A 20361-nucleotide genomic window follows, 5' to 3' on the forward strand; every position below is an offset into this window, starting at 1 on the left:
TAACAAGCAAATTTTCAATAACAATAATTACAATTCTAATATAATAAATTCACTTCTTCTATTGAACTGATGCTCTATATCACTACAATCTACTCCATTTTCACAGTGGTTTAGTAGTTGAGTCTCTCCATAACCTTCTCCTTTGACTTGACTTGGATCTATTCCCTGTGCCATAATCCAGTTTACAGTTGCCTTAGCACGTCTATCAGATAATTTTAGGTTATAAGCATCATTACCACGACTATCAGTATGAGAACGCACATCTATCTTCATAGATGGATAAAGCTTTAAGACCTCCACTACCTTCATAATTTCCATAGCAGCAACACTTGTTATTTCCGCTTTATCAAAGTCAAAATAAATAGGTCTTAGATTAAGGATCTTAAACAAGTCATCATTCTTCTCTAGAGGTTTCTCTGTTTTTTCTAAAGTGATATCTTTTCGTGTCACATATCCATTCACATCTGTAAGAGGGATAATTATCTCATCTGTATTATAGTCAGTTTGTTCTATTCTTAGGCGATATTTTTCATTACAACTAAGATTTTCTAACTTAAAGAATCCTTTACTATCAGTAGTATGTTCTTGTATGGTTTCAAAATTGCTATCAAATACAGTAATCTTAGTTGATGATAAGAAGTCTTTTGTATCCATGTCTAACACAAGACCTTCGATAGTCTGAAAACATTTCTTTTCTACAAAACTATAGATATCATCTCCTCCTTTACCTTGTGTTCTATTAGAACTAACAAAACCTGCGTTAGTTTCTGTGTCTATACTAATAGCAAAGTCATCTGCACTACTATTGATTGGAGCCCCCATATTAATAACCTCTCCTGCACTACCATCCTTATTAAGCTTAATTGCAAATACATCTAACCCTCCTAAACCAGGATGACCATCAGAACTGAAAAACAGTATCCAATCTTTCGATATAAAAGGAAAAGTTTCTCTACCTTCTGTATTTACTTTATTCCCTAAATTCTCTACCTCTCCGAAGCCTCCATTATCAAACACAGCTACTCTAAAAATATCTGATTGTCCTAATGTTCCCTCTCTATCAGAAGAAAAATAAAGCCACTTTCCATCAGGAGTTAACGCAGGATTGGCACTACTAAAATTATCCGAGTTAAAAGGCAAATCTTCTATATTAACCCAGTGGTTATTATCAGATAATATTGCTCTGTATATTTTTAATAGAGCTACCCTATCCTTATTTAGCTTTCTTTTTCCACTAGAAGTAGTATTATTACGAGTAAAATACATCGTCTTACCATCTTCTGTAAACACAGCAGTCGCTTCATTAACTCTACTATCACTACCAGACATTAATCGCTGTGGCTCCTCATAAGTTCCATCAGGATTCATTCTAGAGCGAAACAGTGCAGTATAACTCTCATTAGTCCACTCGTGTAATTCTTTACCAGTTTTATTTTCTGTTTCCCTTGCTGAGGTAAATACAAACTGATTCTTCCATATCGCTGCTCCAAAATCAGAATAAGGAGAATTCACACTTAAATTAAATAATTCAAAATGATCTGATTTTCTCGCTATATCCTCTAGATAACTATCCTTAGAAGATTTGAACAATCTAGCTCTAGAATCCTCTTTTTCTAACATAGCAAATACCTCCATCATTTGATCTGCCTTTTGATAATTCTCAACAGACTTTAACGTTTGAGCATATCGATAGTAATACTCTGAAGGGATAATCTCTACTCCTTTATCCTCATACTTCCCTTCAAATAATTCAGTGTACCATTTATTAGCATTAATTAACTTACCATTATAATAATACGAATTACCTAACTTCCTTAGCATTTCAGCATTGCTAAATCCCTTACTTACTAGTTTTTCATATATCTTAATAGCATTGACATAGGCTTGTTCTTCATATACTTTAGCACCTTGTTTAATCGTTGATTTTTGACCATAGCCCATACTCAAAAAACCAAAGAAAACACTAAACAATAATGCCCTAGACCATATCTTTCTCATAATATACTAGAAGAAACGAGCTGTAGCTACTCTGTTGTATTTGTTAAAAATATCGAATCTCATAAAGATCTCATGTGATCCTGAGTTATATCTAGCTAGTTTAGTCGTATCAGCATCATATGAATACCCTATAAAAAGTCCTTCATTTACTTGGAACCCAGCTAATGCACTAACTGACGCATCCCAACGATAAGCCGCTCCGATAGTAAACTTATCTACAATTAAGAAGTTAGCCGTTAAGTCCACTTGCACAGGTGCTCCAGAGACTGTCTTGACTAAGAAAGCAGGCTTAAACTTCAAACTTGGATTAAGCTCAAATACATGCCCTCCCATTAAATAGAAGTGCATCTTTTGACGCATTAATTTTGTACCATCATGCTCTGATCTATCAGTTGTCATAAAATTAGGAACAGACACTCCTAAATAAGATTTCTCTGAATACAAATACAATCCTGCCCCTACATTAGGGTTAAACTTATTATTTACATTTTCCCCAAAAGTTGGATCAGAAGGATCATATATATCAAGTTTTGTATAATCAACATTCAATAAATTAGCTGTAGCTTTTAAACCAAACGACAGTTTATACTCATCGTTTAAGTCTACGGCATAAGCAAGGTTTACTGAGAAGTTATTCTCAGACATAGCTCCTATACGATCATTAGTATAGTTAATCCCCCCAGATAATCCATTATTTCCCAGTGGAGTACCTATAGATATATTAGCTGTTTGAGGTGCTCCATCAAGCCCTACCCACTGTGCTCTATACATACCAAAAACATTAAGCATCCCACGCGTACCAGAATAAGCAGGGTTAATATTAGTGGTATTATACATATAATTTGTGAATTGAGGATCTTGTTGAGCGTGCATAGTTGTAAAACATCCTAAAGTCAATAAACTCACTCCTATCTTTTTAATATCTACTTTAATTTTCATAACCTTTTCTGTTTTTTTATTAGTTGTACATACGGATAAACAAATAATATACCCAATCTTTATTTTAAAATGTTAAAAATACAGAATGAGATACTATTATTCTTATTTATCGTCCCTACTTTTTTCTAAAACAAAATAACAACAAGCCTATAAAACAAACAATTAACTCAACATTATTCAATAAAAAACTCTTAAATAACTCAAAAGAAGAAAACCTTAAAAAAAATTATAAAAATCTCAAAATAATCGCTAATTGACCATTTTTTCAATTAATCACTAAATATCACAAACACCAAAATACTTAATCACACTAAAAGATATTTACATTAAAACTCCCCACTTAAAAAAGCTAATATCACAATCTGGAGACATTCACTTTATGTATAGATTTTAAAGTATTCTCATCTAAAATTTACTAAATAATATAATTACTCCTACTAAAACAAAAGGAGGTACGTCGTATTTTGATTTTATCAACTCTATTTATTAAGAAATAACACCTAATCCGATGAAAGACTAAGACATAAAAAAGAGAAGCTTAAGATTCCCTAATATTAGGTTGGTTATTGTATAAAACGCTTCTGTAAAAAAGAGCCAAAAAGATGATTTACATTCGTTGATCCTGTTTTAAAGCGTGAATTCAACTTTAAAATCAGGTTCATTTATCGCCAATACTTCCTCTCTATATTCTTGTTCTGGATCAAAGAACAACAATACAGGCGTGGTGATTTCTTTAAACTTATTACGTATTTTATCTATAATCATTTCATTTCTTTTATTAATTCACGATCTATTTGATGTGCCAATGCTGTGTCAACTTGATACATCTGCGCATAATGATTCCAGTTTTTTACTAAATCAAGTGCTTGATCTATGATTTTATTAGGATTGCGAATAGAATTTTGTTCGGCGATGGTTACTAAATCTTTGCGTTCAAAACCTTTGCGTTTTCCGTTGATACTCAAGTTGTGCTGGCTCACCCACATACTATCTGGACGATAGGCAAAACAAATATCATAGGCGGGGGCTAATTTCCATTTTCCTTGAGTATCCATTAAGAATGCAAAATTCTTAGTGTGATCATCACAATTACATGCTACTACATTAAACACCATACGTTTAAACATTTGTTCTGCCTCTGCATACGTTAAGCGCAATAAACGCATGGTTTGAAATACTTGTTCGTAGCTATATGATGTGATATTTGCAAAATCGTAATGTTGCAAGGCACATAAGGTTTGTGTATGTACTTTTTGATTTCCACCCACACGGTCAAAACGTTTGGTCATAAAATGCACGCGATTGTTTTCTTCAATCAAACGTGATTCTGTCATTTCAACCCCAAAATCTGTCGCCATTTTATAATAAGCCATTTCTACACGACCGTAACCTTTTGAAACACCAAATTGGACATCGCTGATTTCATCAAACTTGATTAACCAATGTTCGAAACCATCTTCGGCCAATGTTTGCCCGGATTTTACTTTTCCTGTTACTTCATTGTATGCTATAATTGCTTTAGGGCGAGCCCCTCCTGCAGAAGTTCCCATTTTAAGCACATCTAACATCACATCTTCGATGTTGTGTTGGGTACTAATATGTAATTCTTCTTTTTTTTCTAATAACGCTTTAGTGGTTTCTATTAAATCCGATAACTCTAAGTCGTAAGACGTAGATTCTTTTCCTATAACCGGCTCAAATTCTAAGGCGCCCATTCCTCTTTTTCCGATGAAACATAATAACTCTACCGGATTTAAACTGTTGTCTGGTCGACCTTGACGTGCTAACCAAGCATTGATTAATTCCTTACCGTAGCGATCGGGTAATGCATCGGCTAATAAACCCGGCATTCCTTTGAAGGTATCATTATCACTAAATTCGGGAAAATTATAAATACGGTTTTTGTTGGGCATTTTAATGGGAGCAATAGGCAGCTCCTCCAACTTGAATTGAGGATCATACTCAAAGCTTGCCAACCCTCTGTTCGGATCCCAAGCTACCGCACCCAAACGTTTGCCATATATGTTAATAAATGCGGTTGTTACCATCCTAAATCTGAATTGTCTTGTTGTTGGTTAGGTGCTTTTGATGCTCTTTGTCGTTTTTGCTTTTCGCTTTTAGCTAATTCTATTGGGCTGAGTTCTTCTAGCACATCAAAACTATTTAAAACATACAAAGCATTTAAAATACGTAAGATTTTGATGAGATTAATCAACGAAATATTTTCACCACGCTCTAGCAAACTCAAGGTAGTACGACTAATAGCCGCTTGTTGGGCTAAGTCTTCTTGCGTCAGATTTTCTTTGATTCGCGTTTGCTGAATAAAAAATCCTAGTTTTTGTAAAATAGCTTTATCTGATAAAGCAGTAATGTCTATTATATTTTTCATAAAGTGCAAATAATTCTATTAATGAATTATATTCTATACAATGAGAAATGTTACTTTCAATCTATATCTAATGTACAAAAAAAAACGCATAAACCAAACAAAACTCAGTTTATGCATTAAATATTGTGCAATAAATAGCATCCTAAACGTTTAAAAAGGTATCCACCTAAGCAAGTACATCTTGTGCAGTCTAAAAATCATTCTACTGAGTCTGTAATTAACTTCTTATAATTATGCGGATATAGGTCTGTAATATTCTTGTGGTTGATGGATTGAATATTTTCAAGAACATATTTAAGCCATTGATAAGGGTTAACATCATGCTTTTTACTTCAATGATATATACCAATTCTAAGTACACGATAAAAAACTAAAGCAATTGATATTTAAAGGGTTGTGTCCATTTTTAGAGAGTAATAATCTTGATAAGTAGTCAAGTCCAAGTTTAAATACACTAATAAGCCTATTGCCATGATTCTTGATTGTGATAGGTTTTATAGTGTCAATATAGTCCCCAATCTTATAGCCCCATACAAAAGCAATCATCACTAACATGACTAGTTTTTCAAGCCTATCGATTTTTTGTAAGTGTGTATCTTCTATATTAAATCCGCTAGACTTGAAGGCTTTAAATAGTGTTTCTATTTGCCATCTTATTTTGTAAGTCTCTAAAGCTTTTTCTGGTTTATTAAACCCAATGACAATACAATAATCTATCTTATTACCTGTGATCACTTTAGTTCCAGAGATATAACATAGTTGATTATGAATTTTTACAATCTTGTGATACTGTCTTGTTTGACCAGGTTTTAAGTTATTAAATAGATGAGAAGCTGTTATTTCTTTCTGTTTATTAGGCAGGTAAACCTTAAAGTTATTTCGAATACGAATGTAATATTTAATTTGCTTATCATTTAGATAGCTAATCCAATCCTCTCCAACAAACTCTCTATCTGCTAATACACAATTAATACAATCTTTACCAAACCAATCAATAAACCACTATGGACTTTCAGTCCATAGTGGTTTATTTACTTATCGCTTTTCAAGGCTCAATTAACTCCCGATGGCTCAGATTTACAATCCGTAACAACAAAAAAAGATAAAATAGCACTCACATAGTGCATTTATTTAAAATAAATGCACTATGTGAGTGCATTTATACTTATATTTGTAATAAAATAAACAGTATGGAACGGTTATTTGAGTATTCAAACAAGTTAATCAATGAGGCTAACACAGATTTCTTTCGCTACATATATAATCAAATCAATTGGGAAAATCGAATGATAGGTCTAATTGGTCCCCGTGGTGTAGGTAAGACTACTCTTGTCCTGCAATATATCAAACAGAATTTAAGTCCTACAGAAACACTTTACATTACCGCAGAGGACTTTTATTTTGTGGATAATAAAATCATTGAGTTAGTTGATACCTTTGTCAAGTTTGGAGGCAAGTATTTATTTATTGATGAAATTCATAAATACCCTGATTGGGCAAAAGACCTCAAACTGATTTATGATTACCATAAAAATTTAAAAGTTGTATTTACGGGCTCATCTGTACTTGATATTAAAAAGGGAGCTTCTGATTTAAGTCGTAGAGCTATTATCTATAATATGCAAGGTTTGTCTTTTCGAGAGTATCTGAAACTATTTCATAACATTTCTGCTAAAACATACACATTACAAGAAGTACTACAGCATAAGGTTAATATTCCAGAGATAGAAAGGCCTTTATTATACTATACTGATTACTTAAAGAAAGGTTATTATCCTTTTGCCTTAGAACAAGACTTTGATATTCGTTTGGCTCAGATAATTAATCAGACTTTAGAGAATGATATTCCAATGTATGCTAATATGAATGTGGCTACAGGTAGAAAATTAAAACAATTATTAGCTATCGTTTCTCAAAGTGCTCCTTTTAAACCTAATATGAGTAAAATAGCTGAAATGCTATCTGTAAGTAGAAATAATATTGCTGACTATTGTCTGTACATTGAAGAAGCTGGGCTAATCACTCAACTACGTGACAATACTGGGGGAATTAGAGGATTAGGCAAGGTAGATAAAATCTATCTAGACAATACCAATTTGATCTACAACCTAGCAAGTGATTCTTCAAATATTGGAAATATTCGTGAAACATTCTTCTTAAATCAGACACGAGTAAAACATAATGTTATATCTTCTGCTGACTCAGATTTCTTAATTGAGAATATAACCTTTGAAATAGGAGGCAAAAACAAAAGCCAAAAACAAATTAAAAATATTGAGAACAGTTATGTTGTAAAAGATGATATAGAAACTGGCTTTCTGAATGTTATTCCTTTATGGCAATTTGGATTATTGTATTAATTTTTTTGTGCTTTTGTTGTTTACGGATGTGATCAGCACACAATCATATGGGCGTAATACCTTACGCCTATACTACTGTGGATGTTATCTGTGTGACACGGTTGATAAATCGTCTCTACATTGACGTACTGTGTGCTTAATTTCATATAAATTCGGTTCTACTCCCAACTCAGTTAATTGATGTATTAACTCTTCTCTAAATTCATTAATAATAAATCCTCCAGAAGCTTTTCTAAGTTTTTTAATTTGTGTTTTAGAATCAAGCTTACCAAACCCCAGCAAACGCTGGTCAATAATCAAATCAATATCTTCTGAAAATCGCTGTATTAAATTATAAGCCCTTACTCAGAGAAGTTCCTCTTTTAAATATAATAGAATCTGCATACTTAGATTGAAATATTGCTTTTAAAAGAATACAAACCCACCAATCTTTCTCTATTACAAAAGCTGGTAGTCCATAAATAACTTCAGCTTTTTTTAGTACAGCAACTCTTTGTTATTCAGACAAATTAATCCACATACTCCTGTTTATAATAAAGTTTTTTAATTTCTTTTTGAATCCAAACCGGAGCAAATTTCAATTGAGATTCTACCACTTGTTGATCTATTTTATCAATAGCTAATTTAATCGCATTTAAAAAAGAATCCGTAATTTCTTTTTGCCCCTTCTCTTTAAAAGCCTGTACTACTAAATGTAACAGATCATCTTTTATCATAAGGTTTTTAGGGACAGTTCTCTTAAAATTAATCTTCCTATTTCCAACCTTAATTTCTCTTTGAGATCCTTCAGTCAAATAAACAGTCTTTAAGGGGATCTGGGTTGTTAATCCTAATAGATACAACGCTAATACACCAGTTGGCGCTATACGCACCTTATCTCTTTTTGCAATCTCATTTGCAATTTCCTCTATACTAGGATAAATTGTTCCTAATAAAGAATCTTGCTTTGGTTTTATATAAATACCATGGGTTAATCATTCAATAAGGTTTTCTTTTTCTAAACGAGAGAGTATTTGTCAAATATTGTCAGCTGTACCATATTTAACAAAATCATTAGCGAAAAAAATTTCTCCACGCTTAGATTTAGAAATCTTATCTACTATCTGATTACTAATAGATTCATTCATAAAAAAAGATTTACATTTGTCACAAATTTAATCAAATCCTTCCGCAGGTCAATCACCCTTCTAATAAGCCTTTCCAAACAGTAAAGCCTTTGTTGTTATTTGAATAATCGTGGACAATTCCTAAAAAAGTAATAGGATTAGTATCTAAATAGACCATTTGAAGGAAAAAACGCTTTATTTAATTCATAAAATACCACCTATCGGGTATAAAATATTGAATCTCACACAAACTATACCCGAAGGGGTATTATTCCATTTTTTATGTATATTTATACCTGAAAAGGTATAGATATGGATTCAATACAAGTATTTGTAAAGCAAAAGCGAAAAGAATTAAAGCTTACGCAAGAAGATTTAGCCCTAAATGCTGGTGTAGGCTTGCGTTTTGTACGTGATTTAGAACAAGGTAAAAAAACACTCCGTTTAGACAAAGTAAACGATGTGTTAGCTTTATTTGGTAAAGAAGTTGGTGTAATTGATCAAACTAGAGAATAATGGCACGACAAGCTAAAATATACTTTCAAGATCAGTTAGCTGGTTATCTTCTGGAAGGAGATGATGGATATTCCTTTTACTATAATCAAGATTATCTAAGAACACCTCATCCGCATCCAATTAGCCTAACGCTCCCCCTATCTGAAGAAACCTATCATAGCAATGTACTCTTTCCTTTTTTCGATGGGTTAATTCCTGAAGGATGGCTATTAGATATCGGAGAAAAACATTGGAAGCTCAATCCCCGAGATCGATTTGAATTATTAATCAACTTATGTAGAGACACTATTGGAGCGGTCTCAATTTATCCGATGGAGGCGGCAAATCATGAATAACTGTTTATTTTGTTATAAGCCTGTTGAAACAGGCGAATATCATACTACTTGTTCGAAGAAGTTCTTTGGCACTACAAAAGTTCCTATATTAGAATTAGATAAAGAAAAATTAGATAAGTTAGCACAAATAACGGTAAACGAACGATTAGCGTTAACAGGGGTACAACCTAAGATATCCTTAAGTTTAAACAGTGAAAACGGTAGTAAACGATTAACCTTAGTCGGTTTATGGGGGGATTATATCCTCAAGCCTCAATCTCCTAATTTTGCTTTTATGCTACAAGTAGAAGACTTGACCATGCACCTAGCTAAGCTATTTAAAATTGAAACCGCACAACATGCTTTGATTCGCACCTCTACCGGTGAGCTGGCTTATATTACCAAGCGTTTTGATCGAGTGAAAAACAAAAAAATTCATGTAGAAGATTTATGTCAGTTATCAGAATTGTTAACGGAACAAAAATACAAAAGCTCCTATGAGCGTGTAGGGAAGATCATTAAACGATACGCTACCAATTCGGGCTTAGATACAATCAAATACTTTAGACTTGTCTTGTTTAGCTTTATAACAGGTAATAACGACATGCACCTAAAGAACTTCTCTTTAATGCACACAGATAAGGGTATCTTATTTTCTCCAGCGTATGACCTTTTAAATGTAAATTTAGTCTTTCCTGATGATAAAGAAGATTTAGCACTAACCCTAAGTGGTCGTAAGAAAAAGATTAAACAAGTAAACTTTGATGAACTTGCAATGAGTTTAGGTATTACAGCAATTGTAAGGAATAATATCTATAAAGATTTCTCTAAGCAAGCTAATAAAGTATATGACTTAATAGATCGAAGCTTTTTAACTGATGAGTACAAAGAAGAATATAAAACAATCTTTACTAAAAAGTTGAAACAGATTGGATTGTAGAGAAAAGGTTAATCAGGAAGAAAATACTAGAAAATAAATATACAACACTCATTTATCTCAGGACAAAAAAAGTATTCTTGTGGCAATTGAAATCGAAAATAACCTGTCCAAATCGAAAAATTCACTTCCGTTTTTACTGTGAATTATTCAACCAAAACAACAATATTTTCTCATTCATCTGTTAAAACCCATCCGTTGATTTTCCTTTAAAATACTTTAAAAAAGTGTTGTGCAAAAACACAAAAAACAAGGTTAAACCCCTATGAATGCTAGGATATTGATACTATTAAGCCTATCAAAATCAAGAATCATGGCAATAGGTTTATGAGTGTATTTAAACTTGGACTTGACTACTTATCAAGATTATTACTGTCTAAAAATAAGCACAATCCTCTAAATATCAATTGCTTTAGTTTTTTGTCGTGTACTTAGATTATATTCTTAAGGTAAACTAAAATAATCAGTTGAAGATCAGGAATAAGAATCATCCATACAAAGTTAAAAAAAACAAAGTGGGACTAGTCTTTATAAGATAGCCCCACTTTAAATTCTCTTAAGATCTAATAAAATATTATATTATACTATGTATAAAACTATATTCTTAACAATTCAATCTGTTTACTGCTTAATACATTATGTTTTAGCACTCTTATTTTTTGATTTCTCACTCCATTCTTCTCATTAATTTCAATTAAAAGCATTTGTTTATCTGATAGGGTAAACTGATCTAACATAAATACATTGTCTTGTTTACTTTGAATATTGATAGTTTGAGCATCACTATAGCTTCTAATGGGCTTTAAACTCATTTCTTGAATAGTGGTTCGTTTAGAGGTCCTTCTGTCTTTGATTCTAAAACTAATATAGTCAACTTCATAGGGTAGATTGCTTTTATTGTTAATAGAAAGATGAAAGTAGAGTTTACCATCTTGAGTGTAGATACTTTTCAGCCTTGCTTCTACCCCGTAGCTTTTGCTTTTAATATTTAGCTCTTTCTTGTTTCTTTTGATGATTGCTTTCATAAAAAGATCTGCTAGAGTTGGACTGGTGTCCCCTAAGTCTTTAAATAGAACTTCGCTTTGCTGTTTACTGTTTTGATTTTCAAACTTGGTTAAGTCATAGCTCAGTTGTGTTGGCTCTTCATTGTAAGTAGCACAAAAACTATAGTATTTACCATCGTTTGTAATTACAGTAAAGTTTGTAGGTGAAATATATTCTGTAATCGTTTTTAAACGAAGTACATTAGAAGTAACCTCTACTTTACTAGCTATAATTTCACTACTTCCTAAATCTACGTATTCAATGCTGCTTGGAAACAAGATATGAGTAGTTTTGTTTTGGGTTAGTTCTACCTCATAAGGAGTTACCTCAGCATTTGATAAATTGATAGACTTGGTATAATTTTGGGAAGTTACTGTGTTTACTGCTAATAAGCATAGTAACATATATTTAATGATTGTTTTCATAATGATTTGTTTTACTTGGTTATTAAATGTTATTCTTTCGGTACAAGAAACAGTTCTTGTCCTTGTTTTAGGGTTACTCTTTGGGCTTTTACTTTCTTTGAAAAGTAACCAGATACTCCTTGAATAAGTCCTTTAGTTAGATCTGAAGCAATTTGGTCGGAAGCAGATCTACTCATAGATATACTCGTTCCTGCTGTTTGTCCCATATTGGCAATGATTTCTTTTGAGGCGCTTATTTCTTGAAGGTCTAATACCTCTAAGCCTCTTTGCCCATAATTATCATAACCGATAAGCTCTGTATCAATGATACTATCCTCGATCTTAATAGAGTTTACACTAAGCTCTAATCGAGCGTTACTAATCTTTACCTTAGCAATCAGTGTACTTGATTCAGGTAACAGAGCCCCATTTATTACGATGCTTTCTAAGAGTCTTAGTTTGATGTATCCTTCGTTTATAATGACCTGATTTTCTTTAATACTTACCCTTATACTGTTTTTATGGTTCTGTGTTTTACGTTCTCCTTCTGCTGTATAAAAGGTTTGATTTGATTTAGGATTAATAGGTAAAAAATCCAGTAAACTTGTTGGTTTTACAAGTAAAGATACAATCTCTTTACTTGTTTTATCAAGCACTGTTATGGCCTGTTTTTTACTTGAAATTGTTTTAGCGTTTTTAGTCTTATTTGAAGACGGTAATTCAGTTTGATTTTGACCTCCTGGCAAATACTTTGCTGCCATCTGAAAAGACTTTTCCATAAGTTCTAATTGATTATCCATAGTAATAGGTGTTGGAGTGTCTTTTTCTTGTAATTGTTTCTCTAGCTCTTGTATTTGCTTTTTAAGATTTTCGGTTTCAGAATTTCCAATACTACTACTGTAAAAACTACCAAGTACATCTTGGCTTTGTTTGTAGTTCTCGTAAGACCGCTCATAGGGCGTGTATGTAGGCTCCTCGTTGTAATTTTTATGATTATAACTGCTAGTTGGCTCCTCTTGCGAATCATTCCAATAGTCTGCTAAGGAGTGAATCTGATTTTCATTTTCTTGCTTTTTCTGTTCCCATAGCTCTTTCTCATAAGCTTTTACTTTATCTGTTGGCATCCCCTTGGTTATCGCCTCAGGAACAGAATCATTATGAGAGATTAACTCCTTTTCTTCGGGTTTAAACAAAAGGTACATTACCCCTAAAAAGACAATGCCCATTAAAGCAAAGACTATGTGCTTTTTGTGTTTTTCTATAAGATTTTGAATTGCCTTTTTTTCTTTGGGTACTTTCTCTATCTGGTGGGTTTTATTTGACAACTGATCTTGATTCATAATATTTTAGTTTAATAATTGAGTGTGATTCTATCTTTTGCCTTTTAAGCAAATACTTAACTGGTTTTATATTACTCTGATCCTCCCTACTTATTGCCTGCTTTATTTTAGAGCTAAAACTTGTCTTTACAATAAAAAGACAAACTACCCCGTAAAGAGTAAAAGCGGTAAGTAATAAAACTCGTTGTCTTTTTATAGAGAGGTTATTCCAGTAAGCTTGTAGTTTACTTAAATAACTATGTCTTAAAAGTTGTAGCTTCTTCATAATCTTGTTTTTTTAACGTTTAACAACTTCTAAGTCTTTGTTCTCTACAACTGTAAACTTTTCGATAATAAATCCTTGCGGGTTATTATCAGACCGTACAGCTGAAATAAGCTGACTACTTGTAACAAGATTTCTTTTAGTTAGGTTACTAGATCGTATGATATACTGCGTTGCATAGGTTAGCGTCTTATAGGGATAGGTGTTAAAATCTATTTTAATACTATCCACCTCAATTCGTTGCTGAATATTTCCTGAAATGACTCTGCTGTAATATCCTTTTTCAAGTAAGTCTTTATAATAGTCAAAGGCGGTTTTATCAGATAGATTAAACGCTCTTTGCATATTACCCTCAATGGCTGATTTTTCAGGTGAGAGAGTAAAGAACAGCTCGTGAAAGCGTCTTACGTGCTCTCTTGCCTCTACTGGCCTATTTATACTTGCGTCTTGAGACAGAGCAAGCATAAGGGATTTACCTTTGTCAAGCACATAGATCTTCTCTCGTTGCTCTTTAGCAAAATCATAGCTTTTGTAAATAGCGAATCCTACTACTATAAGGCAAACAACTGCAAATACAATAGCGTATAGTCTTATCTGTTTAAAGCTGTTTTCTATATTTCGAAGTGATTTAAATTCCATATTTAAAGTGTTTAAATTATTTAATTAGTCTACCTGTTATATTTCCCGAGGTAGCCCCAACTGCCGCCGAGCTAATATTACCTGTTTTAAGCGCAGATTGATTTACATTACGAAGAAAGCCCGAGCCTCCACTGGCTTGAATAATCCAACTTGTCACTGTAGGAATTGTAAAGTATCCCACAATGCCAATGATCATAAAAATCACATATATCGTGTTTGAGGTATCAGGGATAAAACTTGGATCTGAAAGCAACAGCATATCCCTTTCAAGAATTAAGGATTGTATTCTAGCTAACATTGCGCTAAATAAATCCGCTACAGGAAGCCAGAGATACACACTGATATACCGCGTGAGCCACTGTAAAAGCGTAGATTCAAAACCACTCCAAATAGAGATTGCAAATGCAATAGGCCCTAGTATAGAAAGCACAATTAAAAAGAAGGTTCGAATCGTGTCAATAATTAGAGCAGAAGCCTGAAAAAGCATCTCTAGTATTTCTCTAAAAGCATCTCTTAGATTCTTTTGAAAGTCATATTGCCATTTCTCTAAATACATTCCTGTCATAGTGGCTAGATCCGAGGGAGACCAGCCAAGCTCGTTAAGTTTTTTATCAAAGGCCTCATCTGAAATTAAATAAGCAGCCTCAGGATTTCTTAGCATCGCTTCTTTTTCTAAAATATCTTTCTGTTTTTGTAAAGAAATTAGATCTATAACCTGGGTTTCTAATATCTGATGCGTTCCCTTTACAACTGGACTTAAGACCGTGTTTAAAGTTCCTAGAACAAGTGTGGGAAAAAACATAATACAAATCCCCAACGCAAATGGCCTTAGCATCGGATACACATCAATAGGTTCTGCTCTTGCCAGGGCTTGCCATACTTTAATGCCAATGAAAAAAAGCGCTCCAAGACCTGCTAAACTCTTAGCCACAGATACCATCTGACTTGTAAGTGGCATCATATCATAGTAGAGGTTTTGTAAAACCTCATGAAGATTACTCTCACCCATAACTACCAGTATTTTTGATTAGAAGTACCGTATAAATCAAGTACCCTTTGGCTATTGTTTTTCTTTTTAGCCCTTAAAATGCTGATACCAATATTCTTTCTAGTATAATAACTAACAAGGCTGTGATAGTCTTTTACCTCTTTGTAAACTCTATCTATAACATCCATGCGTTCTTTATCATTTAAAGAAAGACTCGAGGCGCTTATAATCTGCTTGAGCTCTTTGATAAGCTCTGTGCTTTCTTGAAGAAGCACGGAATACCCATTGGCAATAGCTACAAGCTCCTCAGGCGAGAAGTTTGGATCATTAAGCATCTTGCCAAAGTTTTTGACATATAGCTCTGAAACGTCCCCTACTAAAAGCACTGTCTGCTGAACTTTCCTTGCGTCTTTAACTAGGTTATTAACCGATTGAAGCTTGTCATAATACTCCTTACCCTGTTTATAGACCTTTTCTACTTCCTTGAAGTTTTTAATAACATTACTCACTGTAGCAGAAGTTTGTCTTATTTCATTAGCACTATTTATAATACCTTGGGCTAAATTTCCAGGATCATATACTGTCCACTGGGCATAATTCTTTATTGGTAGAACCAGTAGCATCGCTACCACAACTACCTGCAATAATTTTTTCATTGTAATATATTTTTAATTGATTGTTTACTCTTTTGTCCTTAAAGAAGTTGGGGTAGAGTATAGTCTATTTTTGTTGTTTTTCTTGTACAAGGCGTTTTATAGCCATCTCTAGATTACCATCAAGCTCTTTAGATAGGTTCATTACCTTAAGTTTTTCAGTTTCCTCTGTTGTATAAGCCAGGTATTCTGAGTAGCTCACCTCTGTTGCATATACCCCTGATTGCATACCGCCAAGGCCAATCCATACTTCTTTGTAAAGGCGATTTGGATTATTGTTTAGGTTTATTGATAAAATCTGAGCTTTTTCTTTATCTGTAAGTCCAAGCATAGCTTGTATATCATCAAACTTGTTGATGTACTTTCGCTGATCAAGTAAGATCTTACAGTCAGAATTATTGATAATACTCTCCTTTACAATCGGGGATTGAATGATATCATCTACCTCTTGTGTTACTACTATTGCCTCACCAAAGAACTTTCTAACGGTTTTAAAAAGGTAGCGTAAATAATCTGCCATCCCATCTTTGGCTATAGCCTTCCAAGCCTCTTCAATTAAAATTAGCTTGCGCTGACCTTTAAGACGCCTCATCTTATTTATAAACACTTCCATGATGATAATAGTTACTATGGGGAAAAGGATTTTGTGATCTTTGATTAAATCTATCTCAAAGACGATAAAGCGTTTATTAAGTAAATCAAGCTCACTTTCTGAATTTAACAAATAGTCATACTCCCCGCCTTTGTAGTAAGGCTCTAGTACATTTAAAAAGTTATAAAGGTCAAAGTCCTTTTCTCTAACCTGTTTGTCTTCCAACTCTTTTTTGTAACCAGTTTTGATATACTCATAAAATGTGTTGAAGCTAGGTTTTATATCGCTATTTTGAAGACACTCAATATAGCCACTAACGGCGTTTGAAAGCGCTACTTCTTCCGATCTTGAGGGTGGCTGGTCATCACGCTTCCAAAGCGTTAAGATAAGAGTTTTAATACTCTCTCTTTTTTCAATATCAAACACCCCATCCTCGGTATAAAAAGGATTAAAAGCAATTGGTTTTTCTTCTGTATAGGTGAAGTATACTCCATCCTCCCCTTTTGTCTTTGCTTTAATCAGTTCGCATAATCCTTGGTAAGAGTTCCCTGTATCAACAAGCAAGACATGCGCGCCTTGCTCATAGTACTGTCTTACCATATGATTGGTAAAAAAACTCTTACCACTTCCCGAAGGTCCCAAGATAAACTTGTTGCGATTGGTGATAATTCCCTTTTTCATGGGTAGGTCGGAGATATCTAAATGAATTGGTTTACCAGTTAGTCTATCTGCCATTTTTATTCCAAAAGGAGATAATGAGTTTTGATAATTTGTCTCCCCAGAGAAAAAGCATAAAGCAGGTTCTATAAACGTATAAAAGCTCTCTTCACTTGGAAAATCTCCGCTATTGCCTGGCATCCCGGCCCAATAAAGTGTGGGTGCATCCACTGTGTTGTGTCTTGGTACACATTCCATAGAAGCGATAGCACTCCCACAGTCATTTTTAAGCTGTTTAAGCTCACTATGATTATCTGACCATGCCATTACATTAAAGTGAGCTTTAATAGAGGTAAGCCCTTTGCTGTGAGCTTCATTTAAGTATTCCTCAATCCACTGCTTATTAATTTGATTAGCTCTGCTGTATCTAGCAAGTGAGTGCATATTCTTAGCTGATTTTTCAAATTGTTTTAGATTGTAATCACTGTCCTCTAAAAACAAGTACTGATTATAGATGTGATTGCAATTAAGTAAGAGTCCAACTGGCGAGGCAAACGACAAGGCCATACTGCTTTTATCGGTTGATAGTTTTTCATAATAAGATAAATACGATACCTCAGTAGGTAAATCATCTGTACTTGAAAGAGTGTGTAAAGAGAGTCTGTTATCTCCTACTCTAACCTTATCGCTACTTATAGCTATATCCTGAAGGCTTCCTCTTTTATTTGGACTTAGGGTTAAATACTGCTCTAATAGTCCGCTTTTATCCTTTGAGCCAATGATATCTTCTTCCGTAAGTTTAGTTAAATGAATTAGTCCACTATCATTGACAATTTTCTCAAGTTGAGTTGTAGCTTCTAAAAAGCTTAAAACCGAGTCCTTATCTCTAATTTCTTTAGGGATGAGTTCTCCTCTTGTAAGGGATGAAAAATTGCTCTGACTTTTGATTCGCTCTTTAGTGGTCTTAGTGATAAACAGATAACAACTGTGATTAAGATAGGGACGCTCATTAAAATGCCGTTCAAAGCTTCTACTCAAATAGCTCTGCTGTTCGTCTTTAAAATCCGCCTGATAGCTTTCTTTTATAAACCAATCTTGCTTGTGAATCACAGTAAACTCAGGGAGGGTTTTTATAGCCTTATGCCACACACTATGAATAGTCTCATACTCCTTATCTGAGATGGTAAATATCTCAGGTAAGATTACCTTATAACAAACCGTAATATCTGCTTGCTTAGAGACAATACAGTTATTCTCAACCGCCAAAATCGGAAACATCCTTTCTAAGGTACTTGTCTTAGCTGTATTTCTCATAGTGTCTTAGTTTTAAGTTTCTACTTAAATACCCTCTAAGATCTTTTCTTGAGATGATATACCTTGGAAAGTATTTTCTAGCTTGAAGCTTCATAAGGCCATACTGACCGTATTTCTTATTAAGAGAAAACACTTTGTAAACAAGATAACCCGATAGACCAAGACCAAAGCTCAAACAAACTTTGTTGTTTACCCCAGCCATATACATAACCATTATCACAATAAGGTCTACCAAGAGTCCACCTGCAAAATAAAACAGGTACTGAGCCTTGAGTCCTTTAAACTCTGCGCTTGCTCCAATGCCTTTATTGATACTATACTTTTTCATATAAGTATCTTTTAGAGGAAGAATGATCTTAGAATTGTAGCCGCTACAATTAAGAAGATACAAGCTCCAAACCAGCTTGCGGCTGTCTTGCTTGTATCGGGATCACCGCTTGAGAATTTGTTATACACCTTTACCCCTCCAATAAGACCAACCACAGCTCCAATAGCGTAGATAAGTTTAGTGGCTGGATCAAAATAAGAAGTAACCATCTGGGTAGCTTCTGTGATACCTGCTATTCCGTTTCCTTGAGCAAAAAGATTGCTTGATAAAAGTAATGTTAGACCTAACAATACTAATTTTTGAAATGTTTTTGTTTTCATAAAATTTGACATTTATAAGTTATTTATTAAGCTGTTTGCTTAATATCTTAGCTCAAATGTCCCAGGAAAACTATCTATTAATAAAACTTGGTATGCTCAGTCTTTAATTGACTTTAAATAGCCTTTTAAAAGTTTTATTATGGATTGATAAAAATAAAAAAAGAGGATATAATCCTCTTGTGTGGTATATTTAATACCCTTTAAATTATTTATGTAATAAAACGCTAAATAAAAAATTCAAAATTATTGTCTTATTTTTTATCAACTACCGGGTGTTCTTACTTTTTAAGAAAACAATTATTTTTTATAAGGAATCTAAAAATACCTTCACTCCTAGCCCTATGCTTAAACTGTTTGAATGAACTTCATTTAATTGGGCGGTATGAGTTGTTCCATTTGCCTTAAATAACTTATCGGTTCCCTTATTTATTTTTGTATGGGTATAGTGAACAGAGAAAAAAGGTTGTATGCGCTGTGTGAGCTGATAGCCGATATGTAATCCTGTCCTCCACCCCACTCCCTTAGATTTGTGCTTAAAACTGGTGGGCTGTCTAAGTTCTTCTCGGAGGTTCCAAGTTGCCTTAGCAGTGTAAGAGGGTAGATATATAGCGCTAATATCAAAATCTACATTCCAATTCTGATGAATAAAATTCGTTTCTAATCCCATGATGACTCCATGAGATTGAGGTTTATAGGTGCTATTTAATTTTTTGCCTTCTATAAGAGGGACATCTCCATCTAACATATAAAGAGTCTGATAGGCACCATAATACCCAATATGGGTATTAAAATAAAAGTGATGATTAGACCATAGCAAATAGGATAATTCAATACGTGTGTAAAAAGAATGACCTTTATCTGCTTGTAAATCAAGTTCAGAGGTTTTTAGGAATCTATTGTCTCCTGCATAATCTGTATCTTTCACAGTTCCTCTTGTTATCTCCTTGTAATTTAGGTCTGTTTTTAAGCGAAATTTCGATGAAAGAGAGATAACAGATTCAACACCTACAGAAGGTCCGCGAAGATCGCGCCAATCTAATTCTGATAATACATTAGGGTATTGTCCTTGTTCATTGCCTGCTATATTCCAATTCAAGTTTTCTTCACTCCAATTTACATAAGGTGAGATAGAAGAGGGTTGTCTTTTGGCTTGAGCTTGTATTAAAAAAGGAAGAATACAAAAAAGTAATAGAAAGTAACTTTTATTCATTGTCATAAATAGATAAAGTCTACCTCACACTAGGGTAAGGTAGACTATTAT

At 33.6% G+C, this 20361-nt stretch carries 22 protein-coding genes and 1 pseudogene; 4 read left to right on the forward strand and 19 right to left on the reverse strand.

The features are described from left to right. Positions 1-27 precede the first annotated feature (27 nt). The 7 genes and pseudogenes from MYRA21_RS16355 to MYRA21_RS16375 form a co-directional block, all read right to left on the reverse strand. Complete coding sequence (locus MYRA21_RS16355; protein WP_039329878.1) at positions 28-1998, reverse strand: OmpA family protein; 1971 nt, start codon at positions 1996-1998, stop codon at positions 28-30. Between the two features lie 6 nt (positions 1999-2004). Then, complete coding sequence (locus MYRA21_RS16360) at positions 2005-2937, reverse strand: type IX secretion system membrane protein PorP/SprF (protein ID WP_039329880.1); 933 nt, start codon at positions 2935-2937, stop codon at positions 2005-2007. A gap of 627 nt (positions 2938-3564) precedes the next feature. Continuing rightward, positions 3565-3702, reverse strand: a complete 138-nt coding sequence (locus tag MYRA21_RS19215; RefSeq protein WP_200888297.1) for a hypothetical protein — start codon at positions 3700-3702, stop codon at positions 3565-3567. After that, a complete protein-coding gene (locus MYRA21_RS16365) occupies positions 3699-4985 on the reverse strand; it encodes a type II toxin-antitoxin system HipA family toxin (RefSeq protein ID WP_039329882.1) in 1287 nt (428 codons plus the stop codon). The genes MYRA21_RS19215 and MYRA21_RS16365 overlap by 4 nt, the downstream gene beginning before the upstream one ends. Then, on the reverse strand, positions 4979-5326 hold the full coding sequence (locus MYRA21_RS16370) for a helix-turn-helix transcriptional regulator (protein ID WP_039329884.1): 348 nt from the start codon (positions 5324-5326) through the stop codon (positions 4979-4981). Before MYRA21_RS16370 ends, MYRA21_RS16365 begins: the two co-directional genes overlap by 7 nt. 197 nt (positions 5327-5523) lie before the next feature. Next, positions 5524-5655: pseudogene (locus tag MYRA21_RS19520) on the reverse strand (transposase domain-containing protein); the annotation flags it as partial. A gap of 22 nt (positions 5656-5677) precedes the next feature. Then, complete coding sequence (locus tag MYRA21_RS16375; protein ID WP_369813276.1) at positions 5678-6322, reverse strand: transposase; 645 nt, start codon at positions 6320-6322, stop codon at positions 5678-5680. A gap of 194 nt (positions 6323-6516) precedes the next feature. Here MYRA21_RS16375 and MYRA21_RS16380 point away from each other — a divergent pair, with 194 nt between their 5' ends. Then, positions 6517-7686: an ATP-binding protein gene (locus MYRA21_RS16380; protein ID WP_039329886.1), complete on the forward strand. Its 1170-nt coding sequence runs from the start codon at positions 6517-6519 to the stop codon at positions 7684-7686. 84 nt (positions 7687-7770) lie between these two features. On the opposite strand, the gene MYRA21_RS19395 is transcribed toward MYRA21_RS16380, so the two are convergent. Next, positions 7771-7986: a hypothetical protein gene (locus MYRA21_RS19395; RefSeq protein ID WP_232279325.1), complete on the reverse strand. Its 216-nt coding sequence runs from the start codon at positions 7984-7986 to the stop codon at positions 7771-7773. 209 nt (positions 7987-8195) lie between these two features. Further along, entirely contained in the window at positions 8196-8648 is a 453-nt protein-coding gene (locus MYRA21_RS19220; RefSeq protein WP_304443143.1) for a DUF6088 family protein, read from the reverse strand. Positions 8649-9104: 456 nt separating this feature from the next. On the opposite strand from MYRA21_RS19220, the gene MYRA21_RS16395 reads away from it, so the two are divergent. The 3 genes from MYRA21_RS16395 to MYRA21_RS16405 are packed head-to-tail and all read left to right on the forward strand — an operon-like array spanning position 9105 to position 10562. Continuing rightward, a complete protein-coding gene (locus MYRA21_RS16395) occupies positions 9105-9308 on the forward strand; it encodes a type II toxin-antitoxin system Y4mF family antitoxin (protein WP_002992043.1) in 204 nt (67 codons plus the stop codon). Further along, positions 9308-9643, forward strand: coding sequence for a HipA N-terminal domain-containing protein (locus MYRA21_RS16400; protein ID WP_006258117.1), 336 nt, complete (start codon positions 9308-9310; stop codon positions 9641-9643). Before MYRA21_RS16395 ends, MYRA21_RS16400 begins: the two co-directional genes overlap by 1 nt. After that, positions 9636-10562, forward strand: coding sequence for a HipA domain-containing protein (locus MYRA21_RS16405; RefSeq protein ID WP_039329894.1), 927 nt, complete (start codon positions 9636-9638; stop codon positions 10560-10562). Before MYRA21_RS16400 ends, MYRA21_RS16405 begins: the two co-directional genes overlap by 8 nt. 593 nt (positions 10563-11155) lie before the next feature. Here the strand turns inward: MYRA21_RS16405 and traN are convergent. The 10 genes from traN to MYRA21_RS16455 form a co-directional block, all read right to left on the reverse strand. Beyond that, positions 11156-12028, reverse strand: coding sequence for a conjugative transposon protein TraN (gene traN / locus MYRA21_RS16410; protein ID WP_039329896.1), 873 nt, complete (start codon positions 12026-12028; stop codon positions 11156-11158). 29 nt (positions 12029-12057) lie between these two features. Continuing rightward, complete coding sequence (gene traM, locus MYRA21_RS16415) at positions 12058-13347, reverse strand: conjugative transposon protein TraM (RefSeq protein ID WP_039329898.1); 1290 nt, start codon at positions 13345-13347, stop codon at positions 12058-12060. Continuing rightward, positions 13322-13612 carry a hypothetical protein gene (locus tag MYRA21_RS16420; RefSeq protein WP_039329900.1) on the reverse strand — a complete coding sequence of 97 codons (291 nt, stop codon included), beginning with the start codon at positions 13610-13612 and terminating at the stop codon, positions 13322-13324. Before MYRA21_RS16420 ends, traM begins: the two co-directional genes overlap by 26 nt. A gap of 12 nt (positions 13613-13624) precedes the next feature. Then, on the reverse strand, positions 13625-14248 hold the full coding sequence (gene traK, locus MYRA21_RS16425; RefSeq protein WP_039329902.1) for a conjugative transposon protein TraK: 624 nt from the start codon (positions 14246-14248) through the stop codon (positions 13625-13627). A gap of 16 nt (positions 14249-14264) precedes the next feature. After that, positions 14265-15257, reverse strand: a complete 993-nt coding sequence (gene traJ, locus MYRA21_RS16430; RefSeq protein WP_039329904.1) for a conjugative transposon protein TraJ — start codon at positions 15255-15257, stop codon at positions 14265-14267. Between the two features lie 2 nt (positions 15258-15259). Further along, positions 15260-15892, reverse strand: coding sequence for a DUF4141 domain-containing protein (locus MYRA21_RS16435; RefSeq protein ID WP_039329906.1), 633 nt, complete (start codon positions 15890-15892; stop codon positions 15260-15262). A 64-nt stretch (positions 15893-15956) separates the two neighbouring features. Continuing rightward, positions 15957-18452, reverse strand: a complete 2496-nt coding sequence (locus tag MYRA21_RS16440) for a TraG family conjugative transposon ATPase (protein ID WP_039329910.1) — start codon at positions 18450-18452, stop codon at positions 15957-15959. Next, entirely contained in the window at positions 18436-18780 is a 345-nt protein-coding gene (locus MYRA21_RS16445; RefSeq protein WP_039329912.1) for a DUF4133 domain-containing protein, read from the reverse strand. The genes MYRA21_RS16440 and MYRA21_RS16445 overlap by 17 nt, the downstream gene beginning before the upstream one ends. An 11-nt stretch (positions 18781-18791) precedes the next feature. Continuing rightward, positions 18792-19100: a DUF4134 domain-containing protein gene (locus MYRA21_RS16450; protein WP_036496719.1), complete on the reverse strand. Its 309-nt coding sequence runs from the start codon at positions 19098-19100 to the stop codon at positions 18792-18794. Positions 19101-19404: 304 nt separating this feature from the next. Continuing rightward, complete coding sequence (locus MYRA21_RS16455; protein ID WP_225581821.1) at positions 19405-20310, reverse strand: hypothetical protein; 906 nt, start codon at positions 20308-20310, stop codon at positions 19405-19407. Positions 20311-20361 lie beyond the last annotated feature (51 nt).

The sequence above is a fragment of the Myroides sp. A21 genome, from assembly GCF_000807225.1.
Lineage (GTDB): Bacteria > Bacteroidota > Bacteroidia > Flavobacteriales > Flavobacteriaceae > Flavobacterium > Flavobacterium odoratimimum.

Coding starts and splice junctions, on each gene's coding strand:
- MYRA21_RS16355 (WP_039329878.1), bottom strand. CDS start 1,998: ATGAGAAAGATATGGTCTAGGGCATTATTGTTTAGTGTTTTCTTTGGT.
- MYRA21_RS16360 (WP_039329880.1), bottom strand. CDS start 2,937: ATGAAAATTAAAGTAGATATTAAAAAGATAGGAGTGAGTTTATTGACT.
- MYRA21_RS19215 (WP_200888297.1), bottom strand. CDS start 3,702: ATGATTATAGATAAAATACGTAATAAGTTTAAAGAAATCACCACGCCT.
- MYRA21_RS16365 (WP_039329882.1), bottom strand. CDS start 4,985: ATGGTAACAACCGCATTTATTAACATATATGGCAAACGTTTGGGTGCG.
- MYRA21_RS16370 (WP_039329884.1), bottom strand. CDS start 5,326: ATGAAAAATATAATAGACATTACTGCTTTATCAGATAAAGCTATTTTA.
- MYRA21_RS16380 (WP_039329886.1), top strand. CDS start 6,517: ATGGAACGGTTATTTGAGTATTCAAACAAGTTAATCAATGAGGCTAAC.
- MYRA21_RS16395 (WP_002992043.1), top strand. CDS start 9,105: ATGGATTCAATACAAGTATTTGTAAAGCAAAAGCGAAAAGAATTAAAG.
- MYRA21_RS16400 (WP_006258117.1), top strand. CDS start 9,308: ATGGCACGACAAGCTAAAATATACTTTCAAGATCAGTTAGCTGGTTAT.
- MYRA21_RS16405 (WP_039329894.1), top strand. CDS start 9,636: ATGAATAACTGTTTATTTTGTTATAAGCCTGTTGAAACAGGCGAATAT.
- traN (WP_039329896.1), bottom strand. CDS start 12,028: ATGAAAACAATCATTAAATATATGTTACTATGCTTATTAGCAGTAAAC.
- traM (WP_039329898.1), bottom strand. CDS start 13,347: ATGAATCAAGATCAGTTGTCAAATAAAACCCACCAGATAGAGAAAGTA.
- MYRA21_RS16420 (WP_039329900.1), bottom strand. CDS start 13,612: ATGAAGAAGCTACAACTTTTAAGACATAGTTATTTAAGTAAACTACAA.
- traK (WP_039329902.1), bottom strand. CDS start 14,248: ATGGAATTTAAATCACTTCGAAATATAGAAAACAGCTTTAAACAGATA.
- traJ (WP_039329904.1), bottom strand. CDS start 15,257: ATGGGTGAGAGTAATCTTCATGAGGTTTTACAAAACCTCTACTATGAT.
- MYRA21_RS16435 (WP_039329906.1), bottom strand. CDS start 15,892: ATGAAAAAATTATTGCAGGTAGTTGTGGTAGCGATGCTACTGGTTCTA.
- MYRA21_RS16440 (WP_039329910.1), bottom strand. CDS start 18,452: ATGAGAAATACAGCTAAGACAAGTACCTTAGAAAGGATGTTTCCGATT.
- MYRA21_RS16445 (WP_039329912.1), bottom strand. CDS start 18,780: ATGAAAAAGTATAGTATCAATAAAGGCATTGGAGCAAGCGCAGAGTTT.
- MYRA21_RS16450 (WP_036496719.1), bottom strand. CDS start 19,100: ATGAAAACAAAAACATTTCAAAAATTAGTATTGTTAGGTCTAACATTA.
- MYRA21_RS16455 (WP_225581821.1), bottom strand. CDS start 20,310: ATGAATAAAAGTTACTTTCTATTACTTTTTTGTATTCTTCCTTTTTTA.